At 40.5% G+C, this 25,617-nt stretch carries 26 protein-coding genes; 11 read left to right on the top strand and 15 right to left on the bottom strand.

The window, feature by feature from the left end; all coding sequences use genetic code 11:
- The first annotated feature begins 21 nt into the window (after positions 1–21).
- From AC570H_RS01835 to AC570H_RS01820, 4 genes are all read left to right on the top strand, one after another.
- Entirely contained in the window at positions 22–723 is a 702-nt protein-coding gene (locus AC570H_RS01835; RefSeq protein WP_497351114.1) for an SDR family oxidoreductase, read from the top strand.
- 68 nt (positions 724–791) lie between these two features.
- The gene (locus AC570H_RS01830; RefSeq protein WP_497351112.1) at positions 792–1,163 is read left to right on the top strand and encodes a DUF4870 domain-containing protein; all 372 of its coding nucleotides are present in this window, start codon (positions 792–794) and stop codon (positions 1,161–1,163) included.
- Between the two features lie 124 nt (positions 1,164–1,287).
- Positions 1,288–1,821, top strand: coding sequence for a C40 family peptidase (locus AC570H_RS01825; RefSeq protein WP_497351110.1), 534 nt, complete (start codon positions 1,288–1,290; stop codon positions 1,819–1,821).
- 41 nt (positions 1,822–1,862) lie between these two features.
- Positions 1,863–2,276 (top strand): DUF1801 domain-containing protein, encoded by a 414-nt coding sequence (locus tag AC570H_RS01820; protein WP_497351108.1) that lies wholly within the window; start codon positions 1,863–1,865, stop codon positions 2,274–2,276.
- Positions 2,277–2,339: 63 nt separating this feature from the next.
- Here AC570H_RS01820 and AC570H_RS01815 read toward each other — a convergent pair whose 3' ends face one another.
- From AC570H_RS01815 to rpiA, 4 genes are all read right to left on the bottom strand, one after another.
- Positions 2,340–3,227: a flavin reductase family protein gene (locus AC570H_RS01815; protein WP_497351106.1), complete on the bottom strand. Its 888-nt coding sequence runs from the start codon at positions 3,225–3,227 to the stop codon at positions 2,340–2,342.
- Between the two features lie 66 nt (positions 3,228–3,293).
- Positions 3,294–3,704: a four helix bundle protein gene (locus tag AC570H_RS01810; protein ID WP_497351104.1), complete on the bottom strand. Its 411-nt coding sequence runs from the start codon at positions 3,702–3,704 to the stop codon at positions 3,294–3,296.
- A gap of 56 nt (positions 3,705–3,760) precedes the next feature.
- Positions 3,761–4,759, bottom strand: a complete 999-nt coding sequence (locus AC570H_RS01805) for a fumarylacetoacetate hydrolase family protein (protein WP_497351102.1) — start codon at positions 4,757–4,759, stop codon at positions 3,761–3,763.
- A gap of 88 nt (positions 4,760–4,847) precedes the next feature.
- Positions 4,848–5,555 (bottom strand): ribose-5-phosphate isomerase RpiA, encoded by a 708-nt coding sequence (gene rpiA, locus AC570H_RS01800; protein ID WP_497351100.1) that lies wholly within the window; start codon positions 5,553–5,555, stop codon positions 4,848–4,850.
- A gap of 299 nt (positions 5,556–5,854) precedes the next feature.
- On the opposite strand from rpiA, the gene AC570H_RS01795 reads away from it, so the two are divergent.
- The 4 genes from AC570H_RS01795 to AC570H_RS01780 all read left to right on the top strand — a co-directional run bounded on the left by AC570H_RS01795 (position 5,855) and on the right by AC570H_RS01780 (position 9,269).
- Complete coding sequence (locus tag AC570H_RS01795) at positions 5,855–7,021, top strand: homogentisate 1,2-dioxygenase (RefSeq protein WP_497351098.1); 1,167 nt, start codon at positions 5,855–5,857, stop codon at positions 7,019–7,021.
- Positions 7,022–7,165: 144 nt separating this feature from the next.
- Positions 7,166–8,296 carry a 4-hydroxyphenylpyruvate dioxygenase gene (gene hppD, locus AC570H_RS01790; RefSeq protein WP_497351096.1) on the top strand — a complete coding sequence of 377 codons (1,131 nt, stop codon included), beginning with the start codon at positions 7,166–7,168 and terminating at the stop codon, positions 8,294–8,296.
- Positions 8,297–8,315: 19 nt separating this feature from the next.
- Positions 8,316–8,672 carry a DUF6970 domain-containing protein gene (locus AC570H_RS01785; RefSeq protein WP_497351094.1) on the top strand — a complete coding sequence of 119 codons (357 nt, stop codon included), beginning with the start codon at positions 8,316–8,318 and terminating at the stop codon, positions 8,670–8,672.
- A gap of 36 nt (positions 8,673–8,708) precedes the next feature.
- Positions 8,709–9,269: a hypothetical protein gene (locus AC570H_RS01780; protein WP_497351092.1), complete on the top strand. Its 561-nt coding sequence runs from the start codon at positions 8,709–8,711 to the stop codon at positions 9,267–9,269.
- 37 nt (positions 9,270–9,306) lie between these two features.
- Here AC570H_RS01780 and AC570H_RS01775 read toward each other — a convergent pair whose 3' ends face one another.
- Positions 9,307–11,649, bottom strand: a complete 2,343-nt coding sequence (locus AC570H_RS01775) for a right-handed parallel beta-helix repeat-containing protein (protein ID WP_497351090.1) — start codon at positions 11,647–11,649, stop codon at positions 9,307–9,309.
- Positions 11,650–11,667: 18 nt separating this feature from the next.
- Entirely contained in the window at positions 11,668–14,652 is a 2,985-nt protein-coding gene (locus tag AC570H_RS01770; RefSeq protein WP_497351088.1) for a glycoside hydrolase domain-containing protein, read from the bottom strand.
- Between the two features lie 186 nt (positions 14,653–14,838).
- Here AC570H_RS01770 and AC570H_RS01765 point away from each other — a divergent pair, with 186 nt between their 5' ends.
- Positions 14,839–15,717, top strand: coding sequence for a YihY/virulence factor BrkB family protein (locus AC570H_RS01765; RefSeq protein ID WP_497351086.1), 879 nt, complete (start codon positions 14,839–14,841; stop codon positions 15,715–15,717).
- Here AC570H_RS01765 and AC570H_RS01760 read toward each other — a convergent pair.
- Complete coding sequence (locus AC570H_RS01760; protein WP_497351084.1) at positions 15,714–15,992, bottom strand: hypothetical protein; 279 nt, start codon at positions 15,990–15,992, stop codon at positions 15,714–15,716. The two genes, AC570H_RS01765 and AC570H_RS01760, sit on opposite strands and share 4 nt — an antisense overlap.
- A gap of 112 nt (positions 15,993–16,104) precedes the next feature.
- Positions 16,105–16,695: a porin family protein gene (locus tag AC570H_RS01755; protein WP_497351082.1), complete on the bottom strand. Its 591-nt coding sequence runs from the start codon at positions 16,693–16,695 to the stop codon at positions 16,105–16,107.
- Positions 16,696–16,823: 128 nt separating this feature from the next.
- On the opposite strand from AC570H_RS01755, the gene AC570H_RS01750 reads away from it, so the two are divergent.
- The gene (locus AC570H_RS01750) at positions 16,824–18,587 is read left to right on the top strand and encodes a sensor histidine kinase (RefSeq protein ID WP_497351080.1); all 1,764 of its coding nucleotides are present in this window, start codon (positions 16,824–16,826) and stop codon (positions 18,585–18,587) included.
- A gap of 30 nt (positions 18,588–18,617) precedes the next feature.
- Here the strand turns inward: AC570H_RS01750 and AC570H_RS01745 are convergent, their stop codons facing one another.
- A complete protein-coding gene (locus AC570H_RS01745) occupies positions 18,618–18,920 on the bottom strand; it encodes a hypothetical protein (RefSeq protein WP_497351078.1) in 303 nt (100 codons plus the stop codon).
- Between the two features lie 145 nt (positions 18,921–19,065).
- Here AC570H_RS01745 and AC570H_RS01740 point away from each other — a divergent pair, with 145 nt between their 5' ends.
- A complete protein-coding gene (locus tag AC570H_RS01740) occupies positions 19,066–20,223 on the top strand; it encodes a tetratricopeptide repeat protein (RefSeq protein WP_497351076.1) in 1,158 nt (385 codons plus the stop codon).
- Positions 20,224–20,254: 31 nt separating this feature from the next.
- On the opposite strand, the gene AC570H_RS01735 is transcribed toward AC570H_RS01740, so the two are convergent.
- The 6 genes from AC570H_RS01735 to AC570H_RS01710 form a co-directional block, all read right to left on the bottom strand.
- Positions 20,255–20,713, bottom strand: a complete 459-nt coding sequence (locus tag AC570H_RS01735; RefSeq protein WP_497351074.1) for a DUF4268 domain-containing protein — start codon at positions 20,711–20,713, stop codon at positions 20,255–20,257.
- On the bottom strand, positions 20,713–21,306 hold the full coding sequence (locus tag AC570H_RS01730) for a riboflavin synthase (RefSeq protein ID WP_497351072.1): 594 nt from the start codon (positions 21,304–21,306) through the stop codon (positions 20,713–20,715). Before AC570H_RS01730 ends, AC570H_RS01735 begins: the two co-directional genes overlap by 1 nt.
- 12 nt (positions 21,307–21,318) lie before the next feature.
- Positions 21,319–22,803: an acetyl-CoA carboxylase biotin carboxylase subunit gene (gene accC / locus AC570H_RS01725; protein ID WP_497351070.1), complete on the bottom strand. Its 1,485-nt coding sequence runs from the start codon at positions 22,801–22,803 to the stop codon at positions 21,319–21,321.
- Positions 22,804–23,105: 302 nt separating this feature from the next.
- Positions 23,106–24,131 (bottom strand): threonine aldolase family protein, encoded by a 1,026-nt coding sequence (locus AC570H_RS01720; RefSeq protein WP_497351068.1) that lies wholly within the window; start codon positions 24,129–24,131, stop codon positions 23,106–23,108.
- Positions 24,132–24,163: 32 nt separating this feature from the next.
- Entirely contained in the window at positions 24,164–24,568 is a 405-nt protein-coding gene (locus AC570H_RS01715) for a GxxExxY protein (protein WP_497351066.1), read from the bottom strand.
- Positions 24,569–24,901: 333 nt separating this feature from the next.
- On the bottom strand, positions 24,902–25,606 hold the full coding sequence (locus AC570H_RS01710) for an Imm43 family immunity protein (protein ID WP_497351064.1): 705 nt from the start codon (positions 25,604–25,606) through the stop codon (positions 24,902–24,904).
- Positions 25,607–25,617: the final 11 nt, after the last annotated feature.

Genomic DNA, 25,617 nt, shown 5'->3' with positions numbered 1-25,617 from the left:
AGAACATTCCAACCTAAAAGCATGAACGTTATTATTACAGGCGCCAGCAGTGGCATTGGTTTTGAAACCGCATTAGAATTTGCTTTAGATAGTAAAAACAAAGTGCTGTGTATTGCACGTTCTGCCGACAAATTGCGCAAGCTTCATGAGATTGCCAAAGGCATTAACCCAGACTGCACCTTATTGCCCGTTGCTTTTGATTTGGTAAACGACGACTACAACGCTTTGGTTCCTTTCATCAAAGAACGGTTAGGTACGGTAGATATCTTAATTAATAATGCAGGAAGCTTGGTCAATAAACCTTTTTTAGAGACCACCGAAGAAGACATGGCCACCATGCTCGAACACAATGTGATGAGCCATTTTAAAATGATCCGCTATACCTTGGCCTTTATGGAAAGTGGAAGCCACATCGTAAACATAGGCAGCATGGGCGGTTTTCAGGGCAGCGTAAAATTCCCTGGCTTAGCTGCCTATTCGGCCAGTAAAGCGGCTTTGCATACCTTAAGTGAATGCCTGGCTGCTGAATTGATCAGTACGGGCATTAAGGTCAATTGCCTGGCCTTGGGTTCGGCACAAACAGAAATGCTTGAAGCTGCCTTTCCTGGCTATGAAAGTCCGGTTCTGGCATTTGAAATGGGCAAGTATGTAGCCGATTTTGCCAAGACCGGACACAAGTTCTTTAATGGCAAAGTATTGCCCGTAGCAGTTACAACTCCCTAATCACTTAGGAGTATCCATACTTGGCATTAGTTTTGTTCCATCAAGGAAACTTAAAACTAAAAAACTATATGGAAACAAAGAACTTCTCCTCTACAGATGATGGCAAAGCAGCAGCAATTGTAAGTTATTTCGGCATTATTGGCTGGTTAATTGCATATTTTGCATTGTACAAAGACAAAGAAACAGAGTTAGCTCGTTACCAATTAAGGCAAACATTATTGTTCGCCATCGTGTCTACTATACTCTATATTTTATTATCTATTGTACTGGCACCGATCATTATTGCAACTGGGATAGTTGCGTTAGGGTATATCCTTTACCTCGTATGGATTGTCCTTGTAGTATTATGGATCATTGGTTTTGTTGGCGCAATTCAAGGACAGAAAAAACCGATTCCTTTTATCGGAGAAAAAGCACAGAGCATGTTCTCTAGCATTTAATTTACCTACAGAATTTTACATGGGGCCTGTTCAATTAGTTGGACAGGCTTTTTTTTTTGCACTAAACCACAAGTTTTCAACACTTTATACAGTTTATATTTTTTTTCTATCTTTGAAGCGATTTATGAAGAAATCCCTATTCATCTTTTGCTTCCTTTTGCTCCTTGCCTTCAATGGCAAAGCGCAAGATAATGTGTCTTTACCCGCACAGTATCAAAAAATGATGGAGAAAATACTGGGCAGTATCCCCAAAGTTGCAGCTAATAAAGCCAACGATCTGCTGGATTTTGCCAAATCAATGATTGGAGTTCGCTATCGCTATGCTTCGAGCAATCCAGATCGTGGATTTGACTGCTCAGGCTTTGTCAGCTATGTTTTTGGCAATTTTGGCTTCAAAGTACCTCGCTCCTCTCCCGAATTTGCTTCAACCGGTATCCCTGTTAAGCTTTCGCAGGCCAAGGTTGGCGATGTGCTCATTTTTACAGGCACCAGTCGAAAATCAAGAAGAATTGGGCATGTAGGCATTATCTACTCGATTGACGACGAAGGCCACATCAAATTTATCCATTCTACTTCTGGCAAGGCCAACGGCGTAACCATTACCGATTTCGACAATTACTACAAAGGCCGTTTCATCAAGGCGGTGAGCATCATGTAATTCTTTGCATTCGAGTTTTTTTCCTTAAATTAAATTTTATTATGGCGGAACTTAAAACCAGAGTAACAGCACAATCTGTAGCAGATTTTTTGGCTGAAATTACTGATGCGACCAAGCAAAGCGATTGCAAGGCCATTTGTAAATTAATGGAGGAAGTAACCGGACAAAAAGCCAAAATGTGGGGTCCAGCAATTGTTGGTGTTGGCGATTATGTTTACAAATACGATAGCGGCCGAACCAACGATTGGTTTATGATGGGCTTTTCGCCACGAAAACAGAACATCAGCCTGTACATTTTGGAGTGTGACGCAACAACCAAACCGGCCATCTTAGCCCAATTAGGCAAACATAAAACCGGCAAGGCTTGTATTTACATTAATAAGCTTTCTGATATTAACATAGCTGTGCTCAAAAAACTTTGTGAAGAATCTTATAACAACTTGAAGGAAGGCTAGTAAAAACTGACATTCCATCTCCCATCTTCCATCTTCCATCTCCTTACATCTTACCCCTAGCCACTAGAGCAGCACCACCTTCAAGGCATCTTTTACATTGCCCATGGCCAATAGTTGATGAGCAAGTTCATGCAGTTCGCGTTCTCGATTGTTGGCATCGCCGATAGTAGCATCTAAAATATCTTTAACAGAAGTGCTCCAACGCATGCCGTCTATCTCCTCTATACTAGGCAACTGTTCTACATTACCCAGCATACCCAAGTCATTGCCCGTTAAAACCGAAGAATTCCTTACCGATACCGGCAGGGCATCTACGCCAATGCCTAAGGTAGTGAGTGGTTTGGCTACTTTAAACAAATTTTCTGGGGTAACACGGCAATACCAATCGCCACCCAAACGTGCCACCAAATCAATTTTAGCCTGGTCTATTTTGCCATCGGCATCCAAAATCTCTTCTTTAATGTGAATTACTTTAATTTCTGCCAACACCAGGTTACCGGCACCATGCTGATCGCCCAAGGCAATTACTTCTTTTACCACACATTCCAATTGAACTGGTGCCTCTGCAACTCTCGGTGGCTTTACCGTAAGCGATTCGAGCATGCTAAAACCTGCTTTCTCAAATTCGTTTACGTCCTTCCCATATTCGGTACTTGCCAAGCTGGTTTGTTGTACCATGGCATAGTTTACAATATTGATTACACATTCTTTTACCTGCAACACGTTTTCGAGTGTATGCTTCGTGGTGTTATCGCGAACCCTGCGTGCCGGAGAAAAGATACACATCGGCGGATTTGTGCCAAACATATTGAAAAAGCTAAAGGGGCTGAGGTTAACCTGTCCATCAGCATCGATAGTAGAGGCAAAACAAATTGGCCGTGGTGCTATGGCATACTGCAAATAATTTTGCAATTGTACGGGAGAAAGATCGGCAGTGTTAAGGGTAAGCATTTGTTTGATGTTGTAAAGTTGTAATGTTGTAATGTTGAAAAGTTCTAGCGTACGAAATTATAATGTTTAGGGGATGCTTTTTGAAGGCTTATTTTTTGATTTCTTATCGGCTTCAAATTTCCTCAAATAGTCTATAAAGCGTTTGATTTTTGATGAGAATTCAACACTCTTTTCATAAAACATTTTGTAGTCTGTATCGTTTAGCTTATTCGTTTCTTTTAAAACAATAATTTTATTCCTAAACTCACCTGATGAGCCTTTTGCATAAACAAGAAAACGTATAAAGTCTGGATTGTTATTATACTCAAAGCCTTCGGCAACATTATCTGACATTGACATTGCTGCTCTTCTAAATTGATCTTTTAAACCAAAGTCTGATTTAATTGGCTCTAAATCTGAAATCCGATAAGCTTCAACTGCAATCTGTTTGGCTATTTGCCAAATTTCAAGATCTTCAAATCGCTCAACTTTGCCCATACTTCACCTCCTTCTTCAAGCTCAATAACATTCCAACTTTTCAACCTTAAAACATTCTAACCTTTCTTAAGCGCCAATATCGAAAAATCCGTATCCACCTTTGTAATGATATTGCTTAAGGCTCCCAGTCCTGTAATTTCCATTTCTACGTTATCTCCAGGCTGTAACCATTGTACTTTATAATTAGGATCATTAAGCAATCCCGTGCCGTTCAATTCCAAGAAACATCCGGTACCCACAGTGCCCGAACCAATTACATCGCCAGGCAAAATATCTACGCCATAAGCGCAACGTTCTATAATTTCGGCAAAGGTCCAGTCCATATCGGCCATGTTACCTGCCGACACTTCAATTCCATTTACCCTACAAGTCATTTTAAGGTTATAGCTATTGCCCACATGGTTAGCTTTAGGTGCAACTTTGTAAGCTTCCAATTCATCTGGCGTAACCAGCCACGGACCAATTACCGTTGAAAAATCCTTACCTTTGGCCGGACCTAAATTCAACAGCATTTCTTCCATTTGCAAGGTACGGGCGCTCATATCGTTCATGATCATATAGCCTGCGATATAATCATCAGCTGCTGCAGCTTTGATGTTTCTGCCTTTCTTGCCAATTACTACCGCTACTTCCAATTCAAAATCCAGTTTTTGGAAATGATCTGGCATACATTCGATTTCTCCAGGACCTTGAATGGCATTATGGTTGGTAAAATAGAAAATCGGATATTGGTCAAACTCGGCAATCATATCTACCTTACGGTTACGCCTTGCGGCGGCCACATGTTGCCTAAAGGCATAGCCGTCTCTGCAGGATGTAGGATGTGGAACCGGCGCCAAAATCTCATAAAAAATCTCTTCCTTTGGAGACAAGCTTCCATCGGTAATGGATTGGCTGATTTTTTTTGCCCTATCCATCAGTTCTTCTCCACCTTGTAAAAAGGCATTCATTTCATCGGGAATCAGCTTATCGCAAGAATTCAAATTGTAGATATGGCCGTTTACAAAAACGCCCAAATGCTCTCTATCTTCGGTTTTATAAGATACTAACTTCATATAATATTTGGCTAAATGACGCGATAAAGCTAGTGTTTTACATTAACCTGTACAACGCCTCGGGTTAAGATTTTAAAAGATATACTGATTATGAATTATTTTGATTTTTATTAAAAGTAACGATGTCTCCATCTTCAGACATGAGTACTGTAGTGGCAAGGCCGATAAACAATCCATGCGCCAAAACACCTTCAATTTGGTTCAATTTCATCGCCAATCCTGCTGGATCATCAATCAGACCAAAATCAACATCTGCGATATAGTTGCCATTGTCTGTAATAAATAAAGTATTTTCTTTTTGCCTTAAAGTGGCTTTTCCGCCCAATATCTCCAGCTGATCAGTCACATATTGACAAGCAAATGGAGCTAGTTCAACTGGAACCTTAAAAGCACCTAATCGATCTACTTTTTTCGAGGAATCGACAATAACTACTCGGTTTTTGCTCAACGAGGCCACGATCTTTTCCCTAAACAAAGCACCTCCTCCACCTTTAATCAGTTCTAGGCTTTCGGTAAATTCATCGGCGCCATCAATACTGATATCTATTCGGCTTACTTCGCCCAATGGCAACAACGGAATGCCCAAGGCTTTGGCCTGTTCTTCTGTTTTTAGCGAACTTGGAACTCCTTTAATCGTTAGTCCCGCTTTAATCCGCGCTGCCAATTCTATCAATGCAAAATTAGCGGTAGAGCCCGTACCTAAACCAACTACGTCGTTATTTTTAACCATTTTAACGGCTGTTGCGGCCACTAATTGTTTTTCTAGTTCTCTAAGATCTGGGGTTGGATTTGCCATCGATTAAATTAACAAAGAAATTTTGAAATTGTTATCCATAATGCCCACTTAATAAAAGCTTAACCTGCTTATTTTTATATTTTAACTAAAATACCTACCTTAGTAAGCAAATGATTAGCAGTTGTACATATCAAAATTGCCATGCAAACGAAGTGCTTGCCAGCTTTAGGTATGCCATGCTTTCTAAAATCATTTTCGCGCAATATTCTTTATAAGCCACTTGTTCTGAGCGCCTATCAAAAACGTTTTATCGTTTTTATCGTTATATAATTACATTCTAACCAAATACACCTAACGTTATGCCAATTTACCATACTTTAGGAACCATTCCAGCTAAAAGACATACGGTTTTTCGCAAACCCGATGGCGATCTCTACGCTGAAGAACTGGTTTCGACAGAAGGCTTTTCAAGTCTTTATTCCTTGGTTTATCATTGCCATCCGCCTACTATTGTAAAATCGTTAGGCGAACCTTATTCGGTAGAGCCTAAAATTGCCCGCGAAAAACACCTGCGCCATACCAGCCTCATCGGCTTTAACATCAAACCTGAAGACGACTACCTGAAAAGCAGAAAGCCGGTATTGGTAAATAGCGACCTGCACATTTCCTTGGCTGCTCCTCGCCAGTCGATGACGGATTATTTTTATAAAAATAGCCAGGCAGACGAAGTGGTTTTTATCCACGAAGGATCTGGAACCTTGAAAACCGGATTTGGTCAGATCAAATTCCAATACGGCGATTATTTGGTTATTCCGCGAGGCACCATATATCAGCTCGAATTTGACAATGAGAACAATAGGCTCTTTATCATCGAGAGCTTTAGTCCGATCAGAACGCCAAAACGTTACCGTAACCAATTTGGACAGCTGGAAGAGCATTCTCCTTATTGCGAAAGAGATATCAGACGTCCGCAAAACCTTGAAACCATAGACCAATTTGGCGATTTTAAGGTGTTGATCAAAAAACAGGGAATAATGTATCCTTATGTGTACGGAACGCATCCCTTCGATTTTGTGGGCTGGGATGGCTTCCACTACCCTTGGGCATTCTCTATCCACGATTTCGAACCTATAACCGGTCGTTTGCACCAGCCACCACCGGTACATCAAACTTTCGAAGGCCATAATTTTGTGGTTTGTTCTTTTGTACCGCGCAAATACGATTACCACCCGCTTTCTATTCCGGCACCTTACAACCATAGCAACGTAGACAGCGATGAGGTGCTTTATTATGTAGATGGCGATTTTATGAGCAGAAAAAGTGTGGTGAAAGGCCAAATCACCCTACACCCGGGTGGTATTCCGCACGGACCACACCCTGGAACCGTAGAAAAATCAATTGGAAAGGAAAAAACGGAAGAACTGGCTGTAATGATAGATCCTTTTAGACCTTTGATGCTTACGGAAGATGCCGTAGCGATTGAAGACGAAAGCTATCACAAAAGCTGGCAGATTAACGTAGAATAAGTCCGGAGTCTTTAGTCGGAGGTCAGAAGTTAGGCAATTAGAATATGTCTTTTCCGATTTCCAGACATCGATTTTGCTAACTAATAAAAAACAACATCCGACTTCGGACTTTTCCGACTTTCGGACCAGTAAAACAACAAAACAATGAGCACACAAACATTTGCAGAGAAAATAGCGAAGGCACAAGATTTCCTTCCCATTAACGGAACTGATTATATAGAATTTTATGTAGGCAATGCCAAACAGGCTGCCCATTATTATAAAACGGCTTTTGGCTTTCAATCGTTGGCCTATGCCGGACCAGAAACCGGGGTTCGCGACCGTGCTTCCTATGTTTTGCAACAGGGAAAAATCAGGCTGATCCTAACTACTGCCTTAAAATCAGACAGCCTTATTGCCGAGCACGTAAAGAAGCATGGTGATGGTGTTAAAGTACTGGCTTTATGGGTTGATGATGCCTACAGCGCGTTTGAAGAAACTACCAAACGTGGCGGAAAGCCTTATTTGGTGCCTCAAACGTTAAGCGATGAGCATGGAGAAGTAAAAATGTCGGGGATCTATACCTATGGCGAAACCATCCATATGTTTATTGAGCGCAAAAACTATAAAGGCATATTCATGCCTGGCTACCGGGAATGGAAAAGCGAATACAATCCTAGCGATGCCGGACTATTATATATCGATCATTGTGTAGGCAACGTAGGCTGGAACCGCATGAACGAAACCGTAAAATGGTACGAAGAAGTAATGGGCTTTGTAAACATTCTTTCTTTCGACGATAAACAGATCAATACCGAGTATTCTGCCCTAATGAGCAAGGTAATGAGCAATGGCAACGGTTTTTCTAAATTCCCGATCAATGAGCCTGCAGAAGGCAAAAAGAAATCGCAGATTGAAGAATACCTGGAGTTTTACGAGGGTGAAGGCGTACAGCATATCGCAGTTGCAACTAAAGACATCGTAAAAACGGTAACCGAACTAAAAGCGCGTGGCGTTGAATTTTTAAGCGCACCGCCAGAAGCCTATTATGAAATGATGCCTAACCGTGTTGGCGAAATTGATGAGGAAATAGCGTTGCTAAAAGGATTGGGTATTTTGGTAGATTGCGATGAAGAAGGTTATCTTTTACAGATCTTTACCAAACCTGTTGAAGACCGCCCGACGCTTTTCTTCGAAATTATTCAAAGAAAAGGCGCACAATCATTTGGTGCAGGTAATTTCAAGGCCCTTTTCGAATCTTTAGAACGCGAACAAGAGTTAAGAGGCAACCTTTAATCCCTATAAAATAAAGCTTATGTTAAATGCCTTAAAATTAGTATTTGCAATTGTGCTGGTTGCACAAGCAAGTACGTGTAAAAAAGAAGACCTGAATGTAAGCGCTCCAGAGTGTATCCTCAAAAAAATAGAAGCCATCAAGGCCGAGGATGTTTGGAACCCACCTGCCAAAGTGTATGAATACGATTACAATGGCCAGAAGGTTTACTACATTCCTGCACGCTGCTGCGATATACCCAGTTCGTTGTACGACAGCAATTGTAAGCTGATCTGCAACCCAGATGGTGGCTTTACAGGCAGAGGCGATGGAAAATGTACTGATTTTGCCGAAAAACGCACAAATGAAAGGCTGGTTTGGCAAGATGAAAGGAAATAGCATCAAATACATTATCTTTAACCTAAAAAACTCCTCATGATTAATTATTTATTTAGGACTTTTCTAAGCTGTTTGTTTTTAATTGTTTCGTTTCAAGTCAAGGCACAAAAATCGCCAGAAAAAGCTGTCAAAAAATTAGGACCGAATCCGATTTACATTATTGACAGTGTACGAGTGCAAAAGGATGAACTTCACAACCAAAATTCGGCCGATGTAACTTATTTGCAGATGTTATATGCTAAAGAAGCCGTTGACAAATATGGAATAGAAGCTAAGGATGGTGCTGTAATTGTTGAAACAAGACCATTTACTAGAAAGAAATTTATTGCTTATTTCAGAAAAAAGTCATCTGAATTTGATCGTTTATATTCACAAAACGATAGTGACAACGATTTTATATATATTGTTAATGACAAAGTGCAAACGGGTAATTATGATGGTAATTTAGGAATGATTGACGATGAGCTCTTTATCAGTTTAAGCATCCTTAATAAAGAACAATTACAAGAAAAATACAAGGTCAATCACAAGCTTTATGGAATTGTCATCAAATCCAAAAAACCCGATGATCTTTATAACAAGAATAAAAAATTTTAATGATTATTACAAAGGGGCGAAAATTTTCGCCCCTTTGTTATTTAATATTGATCGTTATCACTTTTTCTTGCTGGTCTCGAATTAAAGTCAGCTGTAGTTGAGTTGAGCTTTTATATTTCTGGCTCAGCTTCGATAAATCGCTGATCGAATTGACCTTTTCCTTTTCCAAGCCGATAATTACATCGCCTTGCTGCAGGCCTACTTTTGCTGCCAAAGAAGATTGTTTAAGCAAAATGAGCAAAGCTCCCTTCATATCGGGCAGACCTGCCGAAGAACGTTCGCCCAAGGTTTCAATATTCTTGAAAGCAGCACCTAGCCAATCAAAACGCATCGTTCCTGTTTGTTCAAAAGTTTGACTTGAAAGACTGGCTTTAACCTTTGGTACCAGTTGCTTTAATGCTGGAGAAGTAACGCCAAAATCCATTTCAAAATTTTTAAAGCCAGCCTTTAAAGCAGCCGAACTTGGTGATAACTTATAATTGCCTTCGGCTTCGTTTACAAAATCGGCATTGCCGGCTGTACTGTTTTTATCTAGCCCTAATTGTTGCGCTTTTTGCAAGGCTACAGGCGAAAGGAAAAAATTAGAATCTATTTCTTTCCCCCAAGTATTCATGCCTATTGGCGCATAAGGTTTAGCTACAATATTATGTGTAAAAACATCGCCACTGTTACGTAGCCAAACATGCGGATGAAAGGTATTATTGACAATGATGTTATTGGTCACTGTACGATGATAGCCTTCTCTCAGCTTCAAACCTCCATTTAGGCACACATTGTTATAGATCAGGTAATTGCTGCTTCCATCGTCTAAATCAATATCCCAGCCGTGTTCGCAATGAAAACGGTTATTGCGCAAAAGAATAGGATCAATAACATCCAGATTTTCTATACCAGGCCTTGCCGCCACAATGCTATCAACTACCTTACGGCTAGGCAACCAAAACCTATCTCGACCCCATGAATTGAAAGCTCCATGATCGCCGGTTTCGAGTACCGTATTAAACACGTCGTTAAACTCGATGACATGTCCGCCCCATGTACCTTCGCTTACATTTATCCCCGCTCTTGGAACATTATAAATAGTGTTATGGCTAATTTTAAGGTGTGCCGACATCGAAATTTCGGTACCAGCTACCTGTTTTTCCACCAATCCAATATGATGGATCAGGTTGCCACTTGCTGTACAATATTGTGGATAATTATTGTTTTTTGGCCCTTTCGCAAAATCCATTTCTGTAAAGGGTACTGCGTTTTCGTACCTAAAAGCTGGTGATCTTACCGCAGCCGGATCGCCCACAAAAGCAATGGCACTTGCTCCAATGTTATAAATATGATTGTCCTTGATGCTATTGTTTTTATTGTAATTGCTTAAGAAAATGGCATTGCCTCCCAATTCATAAAAATTGCAATTAGCGATATCGATGTTCGTTGTACCTTCCAATAAGATCGCACCACCCCTATAAATTGTCCAATCGCTCCGCAACAAAGGCTCTTTGGTGAGCATAAAACTTCTGGCCGTTTGGGTAAAGTCTATTCCGGCAATCGTAATGTTTTGAACCGGATTTTGTTCGCTTCCCACAATATGGATCAAATCAGTTAAGCTACTGATCGTAAAATTAGCCTTGTCTAAATCGATGTTTTTTGGAGGATAGCAATAGATTGTCTGCTCAGCCTGATTATAAAACCATTCATTAGGCGCATCCAGTTCTTCGAATATATTTTCTACAAAACGATGTTCCTTGTGCATCGGCGATGGACGGTTGTTCTGCCATCCGCCAACATAATCAAGCTTTTCTCCAGATTTACCAATAATCAGGTAATGAAATCCCCCCCACTCGCCGGTATGCAAGGCATGGATAAAGCCACCCTTAGGGTTTTTCCATCCAGCAATTTTTTCTTTGGATAATGCATCTGCTGCAGTTCCATTAAAAATCTTTGCCTTCGCATAAAAATTAGGATAGCGGGCCATTGGTAAGGCCTTGCCGTTCAGAAACAACCGGTCCGGATTTGCTGCCAAATTTAAACTGGCTTTATAAATCCCGTTCTGGTAAGGCGTCCATTTGAGGCTTATTTTTTTCCCGCCACTAAAAACGACTTTTTCATTTTGATAGGGCTTGATTTGTAGCGAGCGCGCCGTAAAACTGCCAGCCAAAATGGATATGGTTTGATCAAACACATAAGTTCCGTTTCTAAAGAGAATATTCACTTCTTCTTTTTTAAATGCTTTGGCTTTAATCAAGGCAGCATTTAAGGTTTTTACGGGTTTGGCCAAAGTACCGGCATTATTGTCGCTACCAGTTGTTGCTACATAAATATTTTGTTGGGCAAAACAAATGTAGGGCAATAAGCCAAACAGCATTAGGAGTAATTGCTTTTTCATAGATTGTATAAATCTATACTATTTCTGTTTGATTATCAACAACATTCCCTTTCCTTTTGGAATGGTAATTTCACTTTGTGCATTGAGTTGCAAGGCTTCCTGAAAATTTTCTACAGCAGGTGCGCTGATGCTGGCTTTGGTTGGATCGATCCCTAACTTATTCCAGTCGATTGTTAAGCCAACCTTGGCATCGTTAGCTGCCCAGCTTGCAATAGCTACCAAAGCCGCGCCAGGTTTCTTGTAAACCGTAGCCAATACAGCAGGGTTGCTGGTTTTAACCGGACAGTTCTCCGACCAATATCCAACCATTTTCGTCCCTTTCATGCCGAAGCTGTCCCAAACTTTCCAAATCGGTCTCGGATCATTGTTACCCGACCATGGCAAACGGTTGGTCATTCCATAAATCATGCCTCTCCATTGGTTTCCGCCATCTTGCAACATTTCGCCCATCAAGCCAAAAGGAATACCGCTTACCTCGGTTAAGAAGAAATCAGGCTTGTTCTTTTCATAGTCAAAGTATTCGCCAAACCACAACCTGTTTAAATACGGGAAGTGCTCCATGTATAGATTGGCACTGTTGTTAAAACCATCGCTCTTGTTATATTGGTTGGCCGAATGTAGATCGATAATACCTGGATGCCCGTTTTGCGTAAGTACACGCTTGATACGTTTCATCGTAATGCGGTCAAAAGCCACATCATCCAAATAAATACCATCAATCCCTACGTTTTTAGTCAGCCAATTCATCCCTTCCACATAATAGTTGTGCCAACGGCTCATGCCACTGTTTACAATCGCTGCGTCTTTGATTTCAGGCACAAACCAAGCAGCGATATAATCGTCTTTAACATGTTCCTGCAACCAAGAAAAACCACCGCCTTTACCAGGCGAGTAAATTTCGTGTCCCAAGCTGCGCATTGGGAAAGTTTCGTAGGCACGGTTTGACAGCTCGCGAACGGTATTATAGATTTTCACTTTCAGGCCTTTGCTATGCGCCTCATCGATATAGCTTTTCATTTTGGCATGCTCAATAAATGGATAGTTGATCCAAGGATTGATCGGTGTGGCATGATGGATATTCACCACTGTTGCCCCTGTTGCCTTAATGCTATCGATACTGCTGTATTTGTGATAAAAACGGTTTTCCCACTGAAAATCTGTATCGATCGTATGAAATGGCGTAATCAAAAGCGTGAAGTTATAGTGCTGTACTTCGCCCTTTTTCATTTCCCTTTCCCCAGTATAGTTATTGGCCAGCATCGAACTGCCTTTAATGCCAATGCTTACGCCACCTTTATCGCCATTGCCCCAAGAAGTAGGCAATAACAAAGGTTTCTGTAGGTAGAAATTGGTGTTTAACGGACGGATGTATTTTTCATCGCGCAACGAATATTGCAAGCCTGCGTTTACATTGCCCAGCCAGGCGCCATCTTGGTTTTTATTGGCAACGTCCCATTTCCATTCGAATTTTTCAGGACGCTCGCCACCTTTTTGACCGAAACCCATTAAATAGCTAGCCGCGGTTTTGTTAAACGGAATATGCATAGTCACATCTTTCAGGTCGATGTCTTTCAAGGCGGTAACTTTTACGGTGTACGACATAAATCCATCAAATTCCAAGCTGCCCGTAATATCCATTTGCAAGCTATCGTTGGTACTTTTGGCTTTCCATTGTACGGTTCCGGCTTCCTTTTTGGTAAACTCTACGCCACTATCATTCAGTTTAACGTTTTTGCCATCAGCTTTGCGCACAAAGTGGAAGTGGATATTTTCTGCCAACAGATTATTTGGGATGCTCGTAATTTCTGTCATCTCCGGACTAAAAAAGGTTTGGATCTGTTTAGGAAAACCATTTTTATCCAGCTCTACTTTTCTGCCTAATAAACTAATGCTTGTGCCTTGCACTTGTAAAGGGGTATATGGCGCAATAACCGTATTGCTTTGGGCCAAGGTGGAGTTGAGCCAAGTGAGACGGGTTTGTTTCCAAGGTTCGTTGATGCCATTTTCCTTGCTTAGGCGGGCATCAACCTTTAAGCTGATACGAATGCTTTGCGAAGGTGCATTAGCTACGGCAACTTCTACGGTACCATTATAAGTTCCGGCTTTGGCTGTGCTAGGCACGGTTAGCAGGCACCATAAGGCCTGAACCTGGTCTTGAGGCACATCAACTTCTTTACTAAAAGCCTTGCCATCATAAGTGGTGCCATTTGTATTTAGGCATGAAATAAGTTGGGATGCAATTTTATTCCCAGCTTTGTCCTTGAGATCACTAAATTTCAGCTTCACATTCTGCAGGTCTTTTAAGGCATAAATCCCCAATTGAAAAGAGAAGTTTTCGCCTCTTAAAGCCATATCGGCAAATGTTTTTTGCGGTCCTTTAGCAACCCAACGTTGCGGAATATCGTTTTTCATCACGATAGGAAACAACCTGCTTTCGGGAAAAACCAAATAAGCGGGTTCGGCATGTTGTGCCTTCAGCTTGGCTACTTCGGCACTGGTTGCAATTACTTCCATCGGATAAACGCTGTTAAATGCATTCACCGACTCCAGTTGCAATACTTTGGTATTTACAGGCATGAGGTCTGCATCCTTTTTAGCGATCCAGTTGGGCAGCTTGCCTTGTTTTGGATAAACTCCCTTTGGATAATTAGACCGGCCTTCATTTTTATAGGGCTGGTAATAAATATAGTAAGTTCCTGCGCCACTGGTAGGTTCGAAGCAAATAATGCCACGTTCCTTGCTTAACGAAAGTGGCAAGATGTTTTCTATTTTTTTCCCTGTTTTGGCATCTTGTACGATAATTGCCTTCTCTTCTGGATTGGGATCGCTACGGCGCCATTCGATATTTACTTTTGCAATTTTTCCGGCACCGGCAAAGCTGACCAATGCGCGCTGGTTGCCAAGCGAATCGGCATTCCAGCTGTTTTTGCCGGTCGTATGTTGGGCCTTGGCCCAAAAAGGGGATGTGCAACAGAACAACAGCACAAATAGGTAGTTTTTCATGGAGGATGTTTTAAAAAATTAATGCCAGTAAATTTAATTTTTTTCTCCATTGTTTAACAGTGTGGCAAAAATTAATTCAAAAACGTTACAGCTACCATAATTTTGCTATTTTTGAACCTAGGGTAAATTCCAGAGATGTTAGCAATTACAGCAAAGAGGTCGAAATTATTTTTTAAGCATTTTAAAATGGCCTTTAAGCTGTTCAGAAAGAACGATCCGCTACGCTTAGCCGGCGCCACAGCCTTTTTTGCCAATTTTGCCCTGCCGCCAATACTTCTCATTTTGATTAGGCTTTTTGGCTTTTTTGTCGACAGAAAACTATTAGCGACACAGATATTTGAAAGGCTGGCCAGCATTTTAGACGATAGCAGTACGGCACAGATCAGGCAAACATTAAGGAATATCAGGGGGATCGATCACAATTGGTGGGCCACCATCCTGAGCTTTGTCTTCTTTATCTTTGTGGCCACTACTTTATTTAATGTCATCAAAAATTCGATGGACCAGATTTGGCAAATCGGCGTGAACGAAAAGATCGGCATTATGTTCAACTTAAAATTGAGAGCCCGTTCCATGGTGATTATCCTTTTGGCAGGAATCTTATTCTTTGTGGGATTGTTGACAGATAGCGTGCAGGCATTTATTGCTGCTTATATCAACACCGCAGCTCCTACTTTTGGAAAGATTTTTCTTTCCATTCTCAATCAGCTTCTTTTTGTAGCTATTGTTACCGCATGGTTTACGGTATTGTTCAGGTTTTTGACCAATGGCCGGCCAAGTTGGAAAACCTCCATCCGCGGAGGGCTATTAACCGGAATTTTGTTTACGCTGGGTAAGTTTATCTTGCGTATTATGCTTCCATTGAGCAATATTGGCAATATCTACGGCGCCTCAGGCTCCATTGTATTGATTATGCTCTTTGTATTTTATTCTTCTTTTATCTTTTATTTTGGCGCCTGCTTTGTGAAAGTATTGAGCGATGCCAGCCAAAGGCCAATCAGGCCGATAAAAGGCGCCTATCTTTACGAGATTACAGCCGTAGTAAAAGAAGAAGGCAAAGCCTAATTGGTGCGCAAACCTACTTGCTCAAAACCCTGCATTTCGAAAACTGCCAATTTATTTAAAAGGTTAAGGTGCAAGGTGCCAAAGAAATTAAAGATCCCGTCTTTATTCTTTCCTTCGATACAGATGGTTTCTTTTACGATCTCTCGCTGTGCTAAATTTTGGTCGCCCGTAATCATGGCTTCATCTTGAATAACGAAGTCATTTGCTTCGATTGCAAACTCTTTTAACAGCGCCAAAAAGCTCTGACCATTTAATAATAGTTCTTTTAAATTCATGGCAATAAAGGTTAGGTTATGATTAGCAAATCCATATCAATTTTATTGCCAAAAAAAATGGATGAACCAATAAAGTCCATCCATTTTTTACTGATTAGAAAAGATGATTTTTCTAAAACAATTTATAGGCTAAGCCCAAGGTAAAAAGGTTCAGTTTTGTAGACTCGGTATAGCCGCCAGAATTAAGCTTAGAAAGGCCCAATTCGTATCTTAAATCAACGCCTAGGCTACCAATATCTACACCGGCACCAAATTGCCAAGCAAATGCCTGGTCTTTAAATTTACCATTAAAAGCTGCAGAAGCGGCCTGTGAAAAATTTTGGTCTTTGTCTAGCAAAAATGACACAACCGGACCAGTGTTTAGTCTTAATCCAACACCTGCTGCACCAAATTTAGTACCCACCAAAATAGGCACGTCTAAACTGGTAAATTTCACCTTGTTTTCTTGGCCTGCTGCATTTTGCAAAGAAGTGTTTTTGCCAGATAGGTAAAGCTCTGGCTGCAAGTGTAAGCCTGCTGCGCCAATACGGGCCCAAGCACCTACAAAATAACCCGCGCGATTGTCGCTGCTAAAGGTATTCGAAGTATTAAATTTTGAAAGGTTCACCCCTCCTTTTAGTCCAAACTGGAAAGAGGGCACTACTTGGCTAAAAGCAAAAACGCTTGTGCAAAGCAGTATAAGTAATAGGCTAATCTTTTTCATGATCATTCTGGGGTTTTCATTGTTATAACGTAAAGATAATATTTTAATTTGAAAGCTAAATTTTGTAGTTTTATAAGTAACATTTATTAATATAGAAGTGTTTGGTTTTGAGTATTTTCTCTCTCTAGATGGAGTTTACGTTTAATGTTTACGCTGTTGTTTTACTGGCTTGTGGCAGTGCGACTATAGTTTTATCTAATTACATTTACAAAAGAGGTGGAGAAGCTGTAAAATGGTTTTCCATGATGATGCTCTCCAATGCCATATGGTCTATCGCCTATGGATTAGAGTTGGCCAGTCACACACCAAACCAGATCAAGTTTTTAATTAACATCGAATACATTGGCATTGCCACCTTACCCCTAAACTGGTTTCTGTTTTGCCTCAGTTTTTGCAATAAGGAGTGCTGGTACAAAAAACCAGTCAACCTTACGCTCATTCTTATTGCGCCCATTGTGACCATACTTATGGTGTGGACCAACAGCTACCATCACCTGCACTACAAAAAAATCGAAATGGCTTACGATGGCCCGTTTCCGATGGTTTCTATTACCCCAGGTGTTTGGTACCATATCTTTACCGTTTACTTTTATCTATTGTTGGCCTGTGGCTGCTACCTCATTTTAATGAAGTTCAGAACCGCAGATCCTATTTATAAAAAGCAAAACTATAGCATTGTTATTGCGGCCTTTATACCCTGGTTGGCCAATATGAGCTATTTGCTTGGCTTTAGGCCGCTCCTGCACCTAGATGTTACTCCTTTTGCCTTTATCATTACTTCCTTTTTTATCCTGATTGGCATTTATCGCTTCAAGCTATTCGATATTATTCCGATTGCTCGCGAAAAAGTATTGGAACTGATGCAGGATGGCTTTTTTGTGCTTGATCGGCAAAACCGGATTATCGATTACAATAAATCCATCAAAAAATACATTTCTATAGCCAAGGATCAAAAAATTATTGGAACGCCGCTCGAAAAAATATTTCCCAACCAGTCTGATTTCTTCGAAAAGATCAACAACCATCAATCGGGCAAGATAGAACTACATGTAAATCAACAGAACAAAGTGCTCTACCTGGAAGCCGATGTCCTTTTTTTAACAGACAATAAAATCAACAGCGATTTTACCATTATTAAGCTTCAGGACCTAACCAACTTCAAAAAAGAGGCCATACGTACAAAGGAACAGGCCATTGAACTCGAAAAGCTAAACCAGCTTAAAGACAGGATCTTTTCTATTATCGCACACGATTTACGCGGTCCTTTGGTTAACCTTTCTGAGGTGCTCAAGATGATAGGCAACGACCAAATTACCAGAGATGAGTTTAAAAGCATCTCGCCAACATTGAGCAAGGATATTATTTACACTACCGATCTCTTAGAAAATATTTTACACTGGTCTAGAAGCCAGTTGAAAGGTTTTGGCATTAAAAAAGAGTTTTTCAATTTGCGCAACCTGATTATCAACGAAATCAATTACCATCTGCCAGCGGCGACAACGAAGCATATCAAAATTATTCATGATGTGTTTCCAGGCGAAATGGTTTATGCAGATATGCTGATGATACAGATCGTGATGCGCAATATTTTAAATAATGCCATTAAGTTTTGCCACGAAAACTGTGAAATCCATATTACGGCCGTTTACCAGCGAAATGGCACCATGCTGGTTTGCATCCAGGATAATGGCGTTGGGATTCCTAAAAACATCTTAGACCGTTTGTTTAAAGGGGAAAATATTACGACCAGAGGTACTTTTAATGAAAAGGGAACGGGTATTGGCTTAATGGTTTGTAAGGATTTTATGATCCGCAACGATGGGGATATCACCGTAAGCAGCACAGCGGGCAAAGGCGCCAAGTTTTGTCTGAGTTTGCCAACTTCAAAATAAAAAGGGCTCCGAATTGGAGCCCTCTATTTTCTATTTCTGACCCGTGGCCTCGTTTATGGCCTGTTGTTCTTTCAATGCATCAACATTGTTCTTGTTACCAAAATTAGTGGTCTTATCCGCAAAGTAGGCCAAGATATCTACAATCGTATCTAAGTTATCTGCTACCCTTTGGTGCATGTCTGGCAAATCTTTTTCTAGTTTTTTATCGCCTAACTCTATATTGTCTACTTCAATCTTTCCAATTTTTTGGATGATGGCCTGCTGAGAGTGTTGCAAGTCTTCTAATTCCCTTACAATCTTTTCCATTAATTCAAACTTCTTTAAGGTATCCATATGCTTTTCTAATTAAGGTTTTACAATATGTTTTCGCCTAATAGAACCAATTACCTTGCCAAAAGTTTGAAAGCGAACAATAAATGGTTCAAAAATTTGGAGATTAAATAAATAACTAATATTTTAGTTTTAAAATTAACTAGACATGAAAACCTGGCTTCCTTTTTTATTTGTTTTGCTGTGTTGCAAAAATTTATACGCTCAAACTATAAATATCGACAAGGAAAAACTGTTGGAGTATTACCAGTCGCAACGTTATGCCGAAGCTGCCCAGTATTTGCAAAGCATCTACCCTGATGATACCCAAGATGTAAAGGCGCTGAGCCAAATGGCTTATTGCAATATGATGGCCGGAAAGCTGCCAGATGCCGAGAAGAATTATTTAAAGATCAATGCCATACAGCCGAATACCCTGCCTGTTTTATTTAGCCTCACCAACATCAATTCCCGACGAGGAAATAATGTGAAAGCCAAAGCTTACCTGGAACAGATCATCTCGCTAGATAGCCTGAATTTTAACGCCTACAAACAATTGGCGGGTTTTGCAGATAGCAGCGACGTAAAACTGGCTTATCTAAAAAAGGCCAATACATTAAATGCAACAGACGCTGATGTGGCTTATGATCTGGCTACGGTTTATCGCAACCTAAAGCAATATGAACCCGCCTATAATGTATTGAAAATCGCTATTGCAGCAGATACAGGCAATTTTATACTCCAGCAGGCACAATTGCCCTTAGCCAACCAGTTGGGCAAATACAAGGAAGTAATTGCTGTAGGACAAAAATTGCTACAAAACGGTGCCGATGCCAATGTATTAAAGGATATGGGAAAAGCCTACTTCTTTTTAAAAGATTACCAAAAATGCCTGAGCTTTTATAAACTATTGGAAGGCTTGGGAGCCCAGAACGAAAGCATCTTATATTACATGACTCTGAGTTACCGCGAGCTAAAGAACTACGACACGGCAGCCGTCTATGCAAAAAAGACGATCGAAGAAGGCATTTCAACCAATACGCCAGCCTACTATGCCACTTTAGCCGGCATTTACGAAGAGAAGAAACAGTTCACCAATGCCATAACTGCTTATAAAAGAGGCCTTACCTTTAACACGAGCAATAGCATTTACTACAGAATGGGTTTGTTGTACGATTTAAACCTCAAACAACCTAAAAATGCATTGAGCTATTATAATCTTTACCTAAAAAGCAAACCAGATCCCGAAAAGGAGAAGGATCAGCTGATTTATGTAAAATCAAGGATTGAGGCTTTAAACAATCCGAAAGAGGCTGCAGCGAAATAGAGCTTGCTTCATCCCTCGCAATGATGAGTTTTTACAAGGCTTCGAAAACAGGTTTTACATCACTCCAAAACTGATCGAGTGCGATAAGGCGAGGCTTAAGGAAGGAAATGATCATGGGCCAATCTTCTTGTTTAAAAATGCTTACACCATCCATGGTTTTTACAATTCGGCTTAATGGCTGATAAAAATCATTAACAGTATCAGCTTGCCATTCCCATTCTTCACCAAGTGCATCGGTTAATAATGCTTTTAAGGCTTCGAACTGTTCAAAATAAAGCATTCTTAACCCCACATCGGGATGAGTCAATTCAATAGCGATGCTGGCACCGCGTTTATCGGCATCCAACCTGAAGAAAATGTGTTTGACTCCCGTTTTGTAATTAACCCAGTTCACTGGCAAGCCATCGGCCGATGGGATAGGCTTCATGTACTTGCCAAAGGTAATCCAGAAAGATTGGCGGATTTTAGATGCTTCTTCCTTGCTGTACATTAATGAGTGGCTTTGCCCATCAAGCGGGCAACATATTTACCAATGATATCAAATTCGAGGTTAATCGTATCGCCAACCTTTACTTCTTGGAGATTGGTATGTTCGAAGGTATAAGGAATGATGAATACAGAAAATTCGTCAATTGCCGAATTAACCACAGTAAGGCTAATTCCATTTACACAAATCGAGCCTTTTTCTACTGTTACGTTACCTGTACCCTGGTCATATTTAAATCGATATTCCCAACTGCCGTCTAATTCATTTACCAAAATGCATTGGGCTGTTTGGTCTACATGACCCTGAACAATATGGCCGTCCAAACGTGCGTTCATTTGCATACAACGCTCCAAATTTACTTTGTTGCCTAGTTTCAAGTTCCCCAAGCTGGTTTTGTTCAGGGTTTCTTCGATAGCCGTTACCGTGTGCGAATGGTCATCAAGTGCAACTACCGTTAAACAAACTCCGTTATGGGCAATGCTCTGATCGATCTTAAATTCGTGGCTAATGGCCGATTTAATGGTAAAATGCAAATTACTGCCTTCGGCAACAACTTTTTCAACTTCCCCTAAGGTTTCGATAATCCCGGTAAACATCTCTATGTAACGCTAATTTTTTCTGTTCCTTAACCAGTTGCTTTGACTCTGTTGACTTGCTGCAGTCTGATTTAAGGCTGTTTTTTCTTGTTGCAACACTTTAATGGCCGTTAAAGCCGCCAACATGGCTTCTTCTTCGTTTTCGCTTTTCAAGCTGTCTGACTTGAAATATTTGCCCACAAAATGGGTATCAAATTGACCGGAAGTAAAGGCTTCGTGCTGCATTACAAATTTACCAAAGCCCAAGGTAGTTTGTATGCCCGTAATGTCATATTCGTCAATCGCTCGGATCATCCGTTCGATGGCTTCTTCCCTATCCTTGCCGTAAGTAATCAATTTGGCGATCATAGGATCATAATAAATCGGGATTTCCATGCCCTCTTCAAAACCATCATCAACCCTAACTCCATTGCCTTTTGGCGTGCGATAGGTTTGCAAAGTGCCTATATCCGGCAAGAAATTATTCAAGGGATCTTCGGCATAAACCCTTAACTCCATAGCGTGGCCATTAATTTTCAGGTCTTCTTGCTTAAAGCTCAATGCTTCGCCCCTGGCTATTTTGATTTGCTCTTTTACCAAGTCTAAGCCAGTAATCATTTCGGTTACCGGATGTTCTACCTGCAAACGCGTATTCATTTCTAAAAAGAAGAAATCGAGATTCTCATCTAAGATAAACTCAACGGTTCCTGCCCCAACATAACTTACCGAACGGGCTACATCAACGGCGCAACGGCCCATTTTTTCTCTAATTTCGGGTGTAAGCACGGCCGATGGCGCTTCTTCAATCACCTTTTGGTGCCTACGCTGTACCGAACATTCGCGCTCGAATAAGTGTACAATATTGCCATGGGTATCGCCCAATACCTGAATTTCGATATGGCGTGGCGAGGTTACATACCTTTCGATAAAGACAGAGCCATCGCCAAAAGCCGAAGTGGCTTCGCTCACAGCCAGGTGCATCTGTTCATCGAAATCTGCCATCTGCTCTACAATACGCATTCCTTTGCCGCCACCACCTGCAGCCGCCTTAATCAAAATAGGAAATCCTACTTCAATGGCACGTTGCTTGGCTTCTTCGATATCAGTTATGGCTTCTTCGGTTCCAGGAACCATCGGAATATTGTATTTAAGCGCTGCAGCCTTGGCCGATAGCTTATTGCCCATAATTTCCATCGCTTCTGGCGTTGGACCGATCAAAATCAATCCGGCTTCCTTTACCGCTCGGGCAAACGAGGCATTCTCAGACAAGAAACCGTATCCCGGATGGATGGCTTGGGCACCTGTTGCCTTACAGGCTTCGATAATTTTCTCGCCAATTAAGTACGATTGATTAGAGGGCGCCGGACCAATGCAAATCGCTTCGTCGGCATAACGTACATGTAACGCAGCGCGATCTGCCTCCGAAAACACAGCCACCGTCTTGATGCCCATTTCTCTCGCCGAACGCATTACGCGCAAGGCAATTTCGCCACGATTGGCCACTAATATTTTGTTCATACGTTATAAGTATCAAATAGCTAGCATCGAGTATCAAGATCCGAACCAGCAATTCAGTTTTACAGTTGGCAGTTGTTAGTTATTAATTTTTAGTTGTTGGTTGTTAGTTTGCAGTTGTTAGTTATCAGTTTTCAACAAATCGTCATTGCGAGACCGATTTTTCTATCAGGAGAAGCAATCTCTTTCGATCAGTTTCCAGTTTCCAGTTTTCAGTTGCCAGTTGCCAGCTAACAATTCAACAATTTGTCCATTTAAAGTATCAGCTTTACCGTCAATCCTCCTCCATCTTACCTCTTACATCATTATAAATGCAAATTCTTGATGCTATCTATCGCTTGATCAATCATCGCCGAAGAAACATCTAAATGGGTTACAAATCTAATGGTTTTGTCGGAAGTGCTGTTACATAAAATGCCTTTGCCTTCTAATGCCTTCACCACTTGATCTGCTTTTAGGCCTTTTGCCACATCGAAAAGCACGATATTGGTTTCAACTGGCATGACAGATTCTACATAATTGGTTTGTTGCAAGGCATCGGCTAATGCTTTTGCATGCTGATGGTCTTCTGCCAAACGGTTTACATGGTGATCGAGTGCATAAATGCCCGCAGCAGCCAAGAAACCTGCCTGACGCATACCGCCACCCAACACTTTCCTGATCTTGGTTGCCTTTTTAATGGTTGCTTTAGAACTCAACAATACCGAGCCTACCGGAGCGCCCAATCCTTTGGAAAGGCAAACCGAAATGCCATCAAAATAACGTCCGTAATCCTTTGCCTTATCGCCCGTGGCTACCAAGGCATTAAAAATACGCGCACCATCTAAATGCAGTTTAAGGCCTTTAATGGCACATAAATGATGGATAGGTTCGATTTGTTTGAGGGTGTAGCACTTGCCTCCACCTTTGTTTACCGTGTTTTCGAGTACAACCAAAGTAGAATTTGGATAATGGATATTATCAGCATTGATTTCTGGTTCGATCATTTCTGGCGTCAAAATGCCCCTTTCGCCATTGAGCAAACGTACCGAAGCCATCGAATTATAGGCAATGCCACCGCCTTCATAGCGATACACATGCGCCGTTTGGTCGCAGATTACCTCGTCCATTGGTTGGGTAAAGCACTTGATCGCAATCTGGTTGCTCATGGTTCCCGAAGGGCAGAACAAAGCCGCTTCCATGTTGAACATCGTTGCCAGCTTTTCTTCTAATGCATTAACCGTTTCGTCTTCGCCAAAAACATCGTCGCCAACTTTGGCATTCATCATTGCCTCGAGCATACCTGGCGTTGGCTTGGTTACGGTGTCACTTCTAAAATCTATTTTGTCCATTTATTACAACATTAAGGAATTAAGGCAAACATCTAATCAGCCAGCAAATTAAAAAACTCATTTACAAAAGGCTTCATTGATTTTGTAATATTATCGGTAAAAAAATTAATTAGTAAGCCTTGGGGTACTTTCAGCAATTTCATATAAGTTAAAATCTGTGCTTCATGAACTGGCAATAAACGCTCAACTGTTTTTAGCTCAACAACGACCGAATCATTTACCAACAGGTCTAGTTTGAACTCTGTATTTAATTGAATATTATCATAAAACACAGGAATAATTAATTGTTGCTTTACGTTAAATCCATTCTTCAATAATTCATGACGTAAACACATCTCATAAACGCTTTCAAGCAACCCTGGCCCGAGCACCTTATGAACCTTAATGGCACAACCAGTTATTTGGTATGATAAATCTGTAATATCTTTTTTCGTCATCGCTCCGCACAATTAAAACCATTAGGAATAAAAATAAGATTTAATCTATTATTCATCACGAAGAAATTAATATAAAAAATAACTTAAATACCCTTAGTTGTAAATGTGTTGCTTAACGAAGCTAAATGCCTTAATGTTAATTTACTTAAGTAGGTTACTGAACGAACCTTAATGTTAAAACACCTACATAAAATGGCGGAAAATCCCTGTATCAAAACTATTCACTGTGTTTTCCATTATCTTTTGCTTGTATACAAATATTGTTTTTTTGAAAGTTTTGCACCTATCAATATTCAAAAAATTACATTTTATTTAATTCGTCTATATATCCCGTCAAAAGATCAGGTTATCTCTTTCTTTCATTAGTTCCAATGTAGGATAAGGATTCAAGTCTCTAAAATTTATTTCAGTTGCATAATCATCCAAACTCAGCATTTTAAATCCTTTAAAGCATTGACCATTTATTTCATCGCCAACTTTCTGACTTGCGATTAATTCATTTTTAAGCCAAAAAAGATCAGGAACATCGTATCGCTTAGCAATTAGCGAAGTATATAAAAACATCGGGATTACTTTGTTTGCCCGTTTTTGTTTAACAGAATCATCAAGATCAATGTAATCACCAATAGAACGGGTTAAAAACCTGAAAAAAAAATACTTCTTATCACTGATCGATTCCAGTTTTTTGGAAAGTGGCTGAATTTCAGCAAGCTCATAAGTATCTAAGCAATTGAACTTTTTCAAATAGTTGTAAAACACTTCCGACAGGATAACACCTTTGCTATGGGCATAATAATCTGTATCCAATTTTTTCACATCGGCACATATCCAGTAAAAGCTTGAAGGCAGTTTATATTCATCCGTTAATGGCACCGGATTGCCTGCTCTCATAGGAGAATAATGAAACCAATCATTACTGTATACCGGTTTATTGAAAGGATCCTTGCCCTCAATTTTTTCTGTAATAGTAGAATCAAAGTATGGTGGAGCAGTTGAAGTTCCATGCCATGGTGTAATCAAAATTTTAAACTCTTCCATTTGTAAAGCTA

It is taken from the genome of Pedobacter sp. B4419, assembly GCF_059693725.1.
Note: the sequence above shows the minus strand (reverse complement) of the source record. Positions and strands in the feature narration are given on the sequence as shown.

What these genes read in the sequence shown, in the direction of transcription:
- AC570H_RS01835 (WP_497351114.1), top strand. Translation starts at nt 22, where the DNA reads ATGAACGTTATTATTACAGGCGCCAGCAGTGGCATTGGTTTTGAAACC.
- AC570H_RS01830 (WP_497351112.1), top strand. Translation starts at nt 792, where the DNA reads ATGGAAACAAAGAACTTCTCCTCTACAGATGATGGCAAAGCAGCAGCA.
- AC570H_RS01825 (WP_497351110.1), top strand. Translation starts at nt 1,288, where the DNA reads ATGAAGAAATCCCTATTCATCTTTTGCTTCCTTTTGCTCCTTGCCTTC.
- AC570H_RS01820 (WP_497351108.1), top strand. Translation starts at nt 1,863, where the DNA reads ATGGCGGAACTTAAAACCAGAGTAACAGCACAATCTGTAGCAGATTTT.
- AC570H_RS01815 (WP_497351106.1), bottom strand. Translation starts at nt 3,227, where the DNA reads ATGCTTACCCTTAACACTGCCGATCTTTCTCCCGTACAATTGCAAAAT.
- AC570H_RS01810 (WP_497351104.1), bottom strand. Translation starts at nt 3,704, where the DNA reads ATGGGCAAAGTTGAGCGATTTGAAGATCTTGAAATTTGGCAAATAGCC.
- AC570H_RS01805 (WP_497351102.1), bottom strand. Translation starts at nt 4,759, where the DNA reads ATGAAGTTAGTATCTTATAAAACCGAAGATAGAGAGCATTTGGGCGTT.
- rpiA (WP_497351100.1), bottom strand. Translation starts at nt 5,555, where the DNA reads ATGGCAAATCCAACCCCAGATCTTAGAGAACTAGAAAAACAATTAGTG.
- AC570H_RS01795 (WP_497351098.1), top strand. Translation starts at nt 5,855, where the DNA reads ATGCCAATTTACCATACTTTAGGAACCATTCCAGCTAAAAGACATACG.
- hppD (WP_497351096.1), top strand. Translation starts at nt 7,166, where the DNA reads ATGAGCACACAAACATTTGCAGAGAAAATAGCGAAGGCACAAGATTTC.
- AC570H_RS01785 (WP_497351094.1), top strand. Translation starts at nt 8,316, where the DNA reads ATGTTAAATGCCTTAAAATTAGTATTTGCAATTGTGCTGGTTGCACAA.
- AC570H_RS01780 (WP_497351092.1), top strand. Translation starts at nt 8,709, where the DNA reads ATGATTAATTATTTATTTAGGACTTTTCTAAGCTGTTTGTTTTTAATT.
- AC570H_RS01775 (WP_497351090.1), bottom strand. Translation starts at nt 11,649, where the DNA reads ATGAAAAAGCAATTACTCCTAATGCTGTTTGGCTTATTGCCCTACATT.
- AC570H_RS01770 (WP_497351088.1), bottom strand. Translation starts at nt 14,652, where the DNA reads ATGAAAAACTACCTATTTGTGCTGTTGTTCTGTTGCACATCCCCTTTT.
- AC570H_RS01765 (WP_497351086.1), top strand. Translation starts at nt 14,839, where the DNA reads ATGGCCTTTAAGCTGTTCAGAAAGAACGATCCGCTACGCTTAGCCGGC.
- AC570H_RS01760 (WP_497351084.1), bottom strand. Translation starts at nt 15,992, where the DNA reads ATGAATTTAAAAGAACTATTATTAAATGGTCAGAGCTTTTTGGCGCTG.
- AC570H_RS01755 (WP_497351082.1), bottom strand. Translation starts at nt 16,695, where the DNA reads ATGAAAAAGATTAGCCTATTACTTATACTGCTTTGCACAAGCGTTTTT.
- AC570H_RS01750 (WP_497351080.1), top strand. Translation starts at nt 16,824, where the DNA reads ATGGAGTTTACGTTTAATGTTTACGCTGTTGTTTTACTGGCTTGTGGC.
- AC570H_RS01745 (WP_497351078.1), bottom strand. Translation starts at nt 18,920, where the DNA reads ATGGATACCTTAAAGAAGTTTGAATTAATGGAAAAGATTGTAAGGGAA.
- AC570H_RS01740 (WP_497351076.1), top strand. Translation starts at nt 19,066, where the DNA reads ATGAAAACCTGGCTTCCTTTTTTATTTGTTTTGCTGTGTTGCAAAAAT.
- AC570H_RS01735 (WP_497351074.1), bottom strand. Translation starts at nt 20,713, where the DNA reads ATGTACAGCAAGGAAGAAGCATCTAAAATCCGCCAATCTTTCTGGATT.
- AC570H_RS01730 (WP_497351072.1), bottom strand. Translation starts at nt 21,306, where the DNA reads ATGTTTACCGGGATTATCGAAACCTTAGGGGAAGTTGAAAAAGTTGTT.
- accC (WP_497351070.1), bottom strand. Translation starts at nt 22,803, where the DNA reads ATGAACAAAATATTAGTGGCCAATCGTGGCGAAATTGCCTTGCGCGTA.
- AC570H_RS01720 (WP_497351068.1), bottom strand. Translation starts at nt 24,131, where the DNA reads ATGGACAAAATAGATTTTAGAAGTGACACCGTAACCAAGCCAACGCCA.
- AC570H_RS01715 (WP_497351066.1), bottom strand. Translation starts at nt 24,568, where the DNA reads ATGACGAAAAAAGATATTACAGATTTATCATACCAAATAACTGGTTGT.
- AC570H_RS01710 (WP_497351064.1), bottom strand. Translation starts at nt 25,606, where the DNA reads ATGGAAGAGTTTAAAATTTTGATTACACCATGGCATGGAACTTCAACT.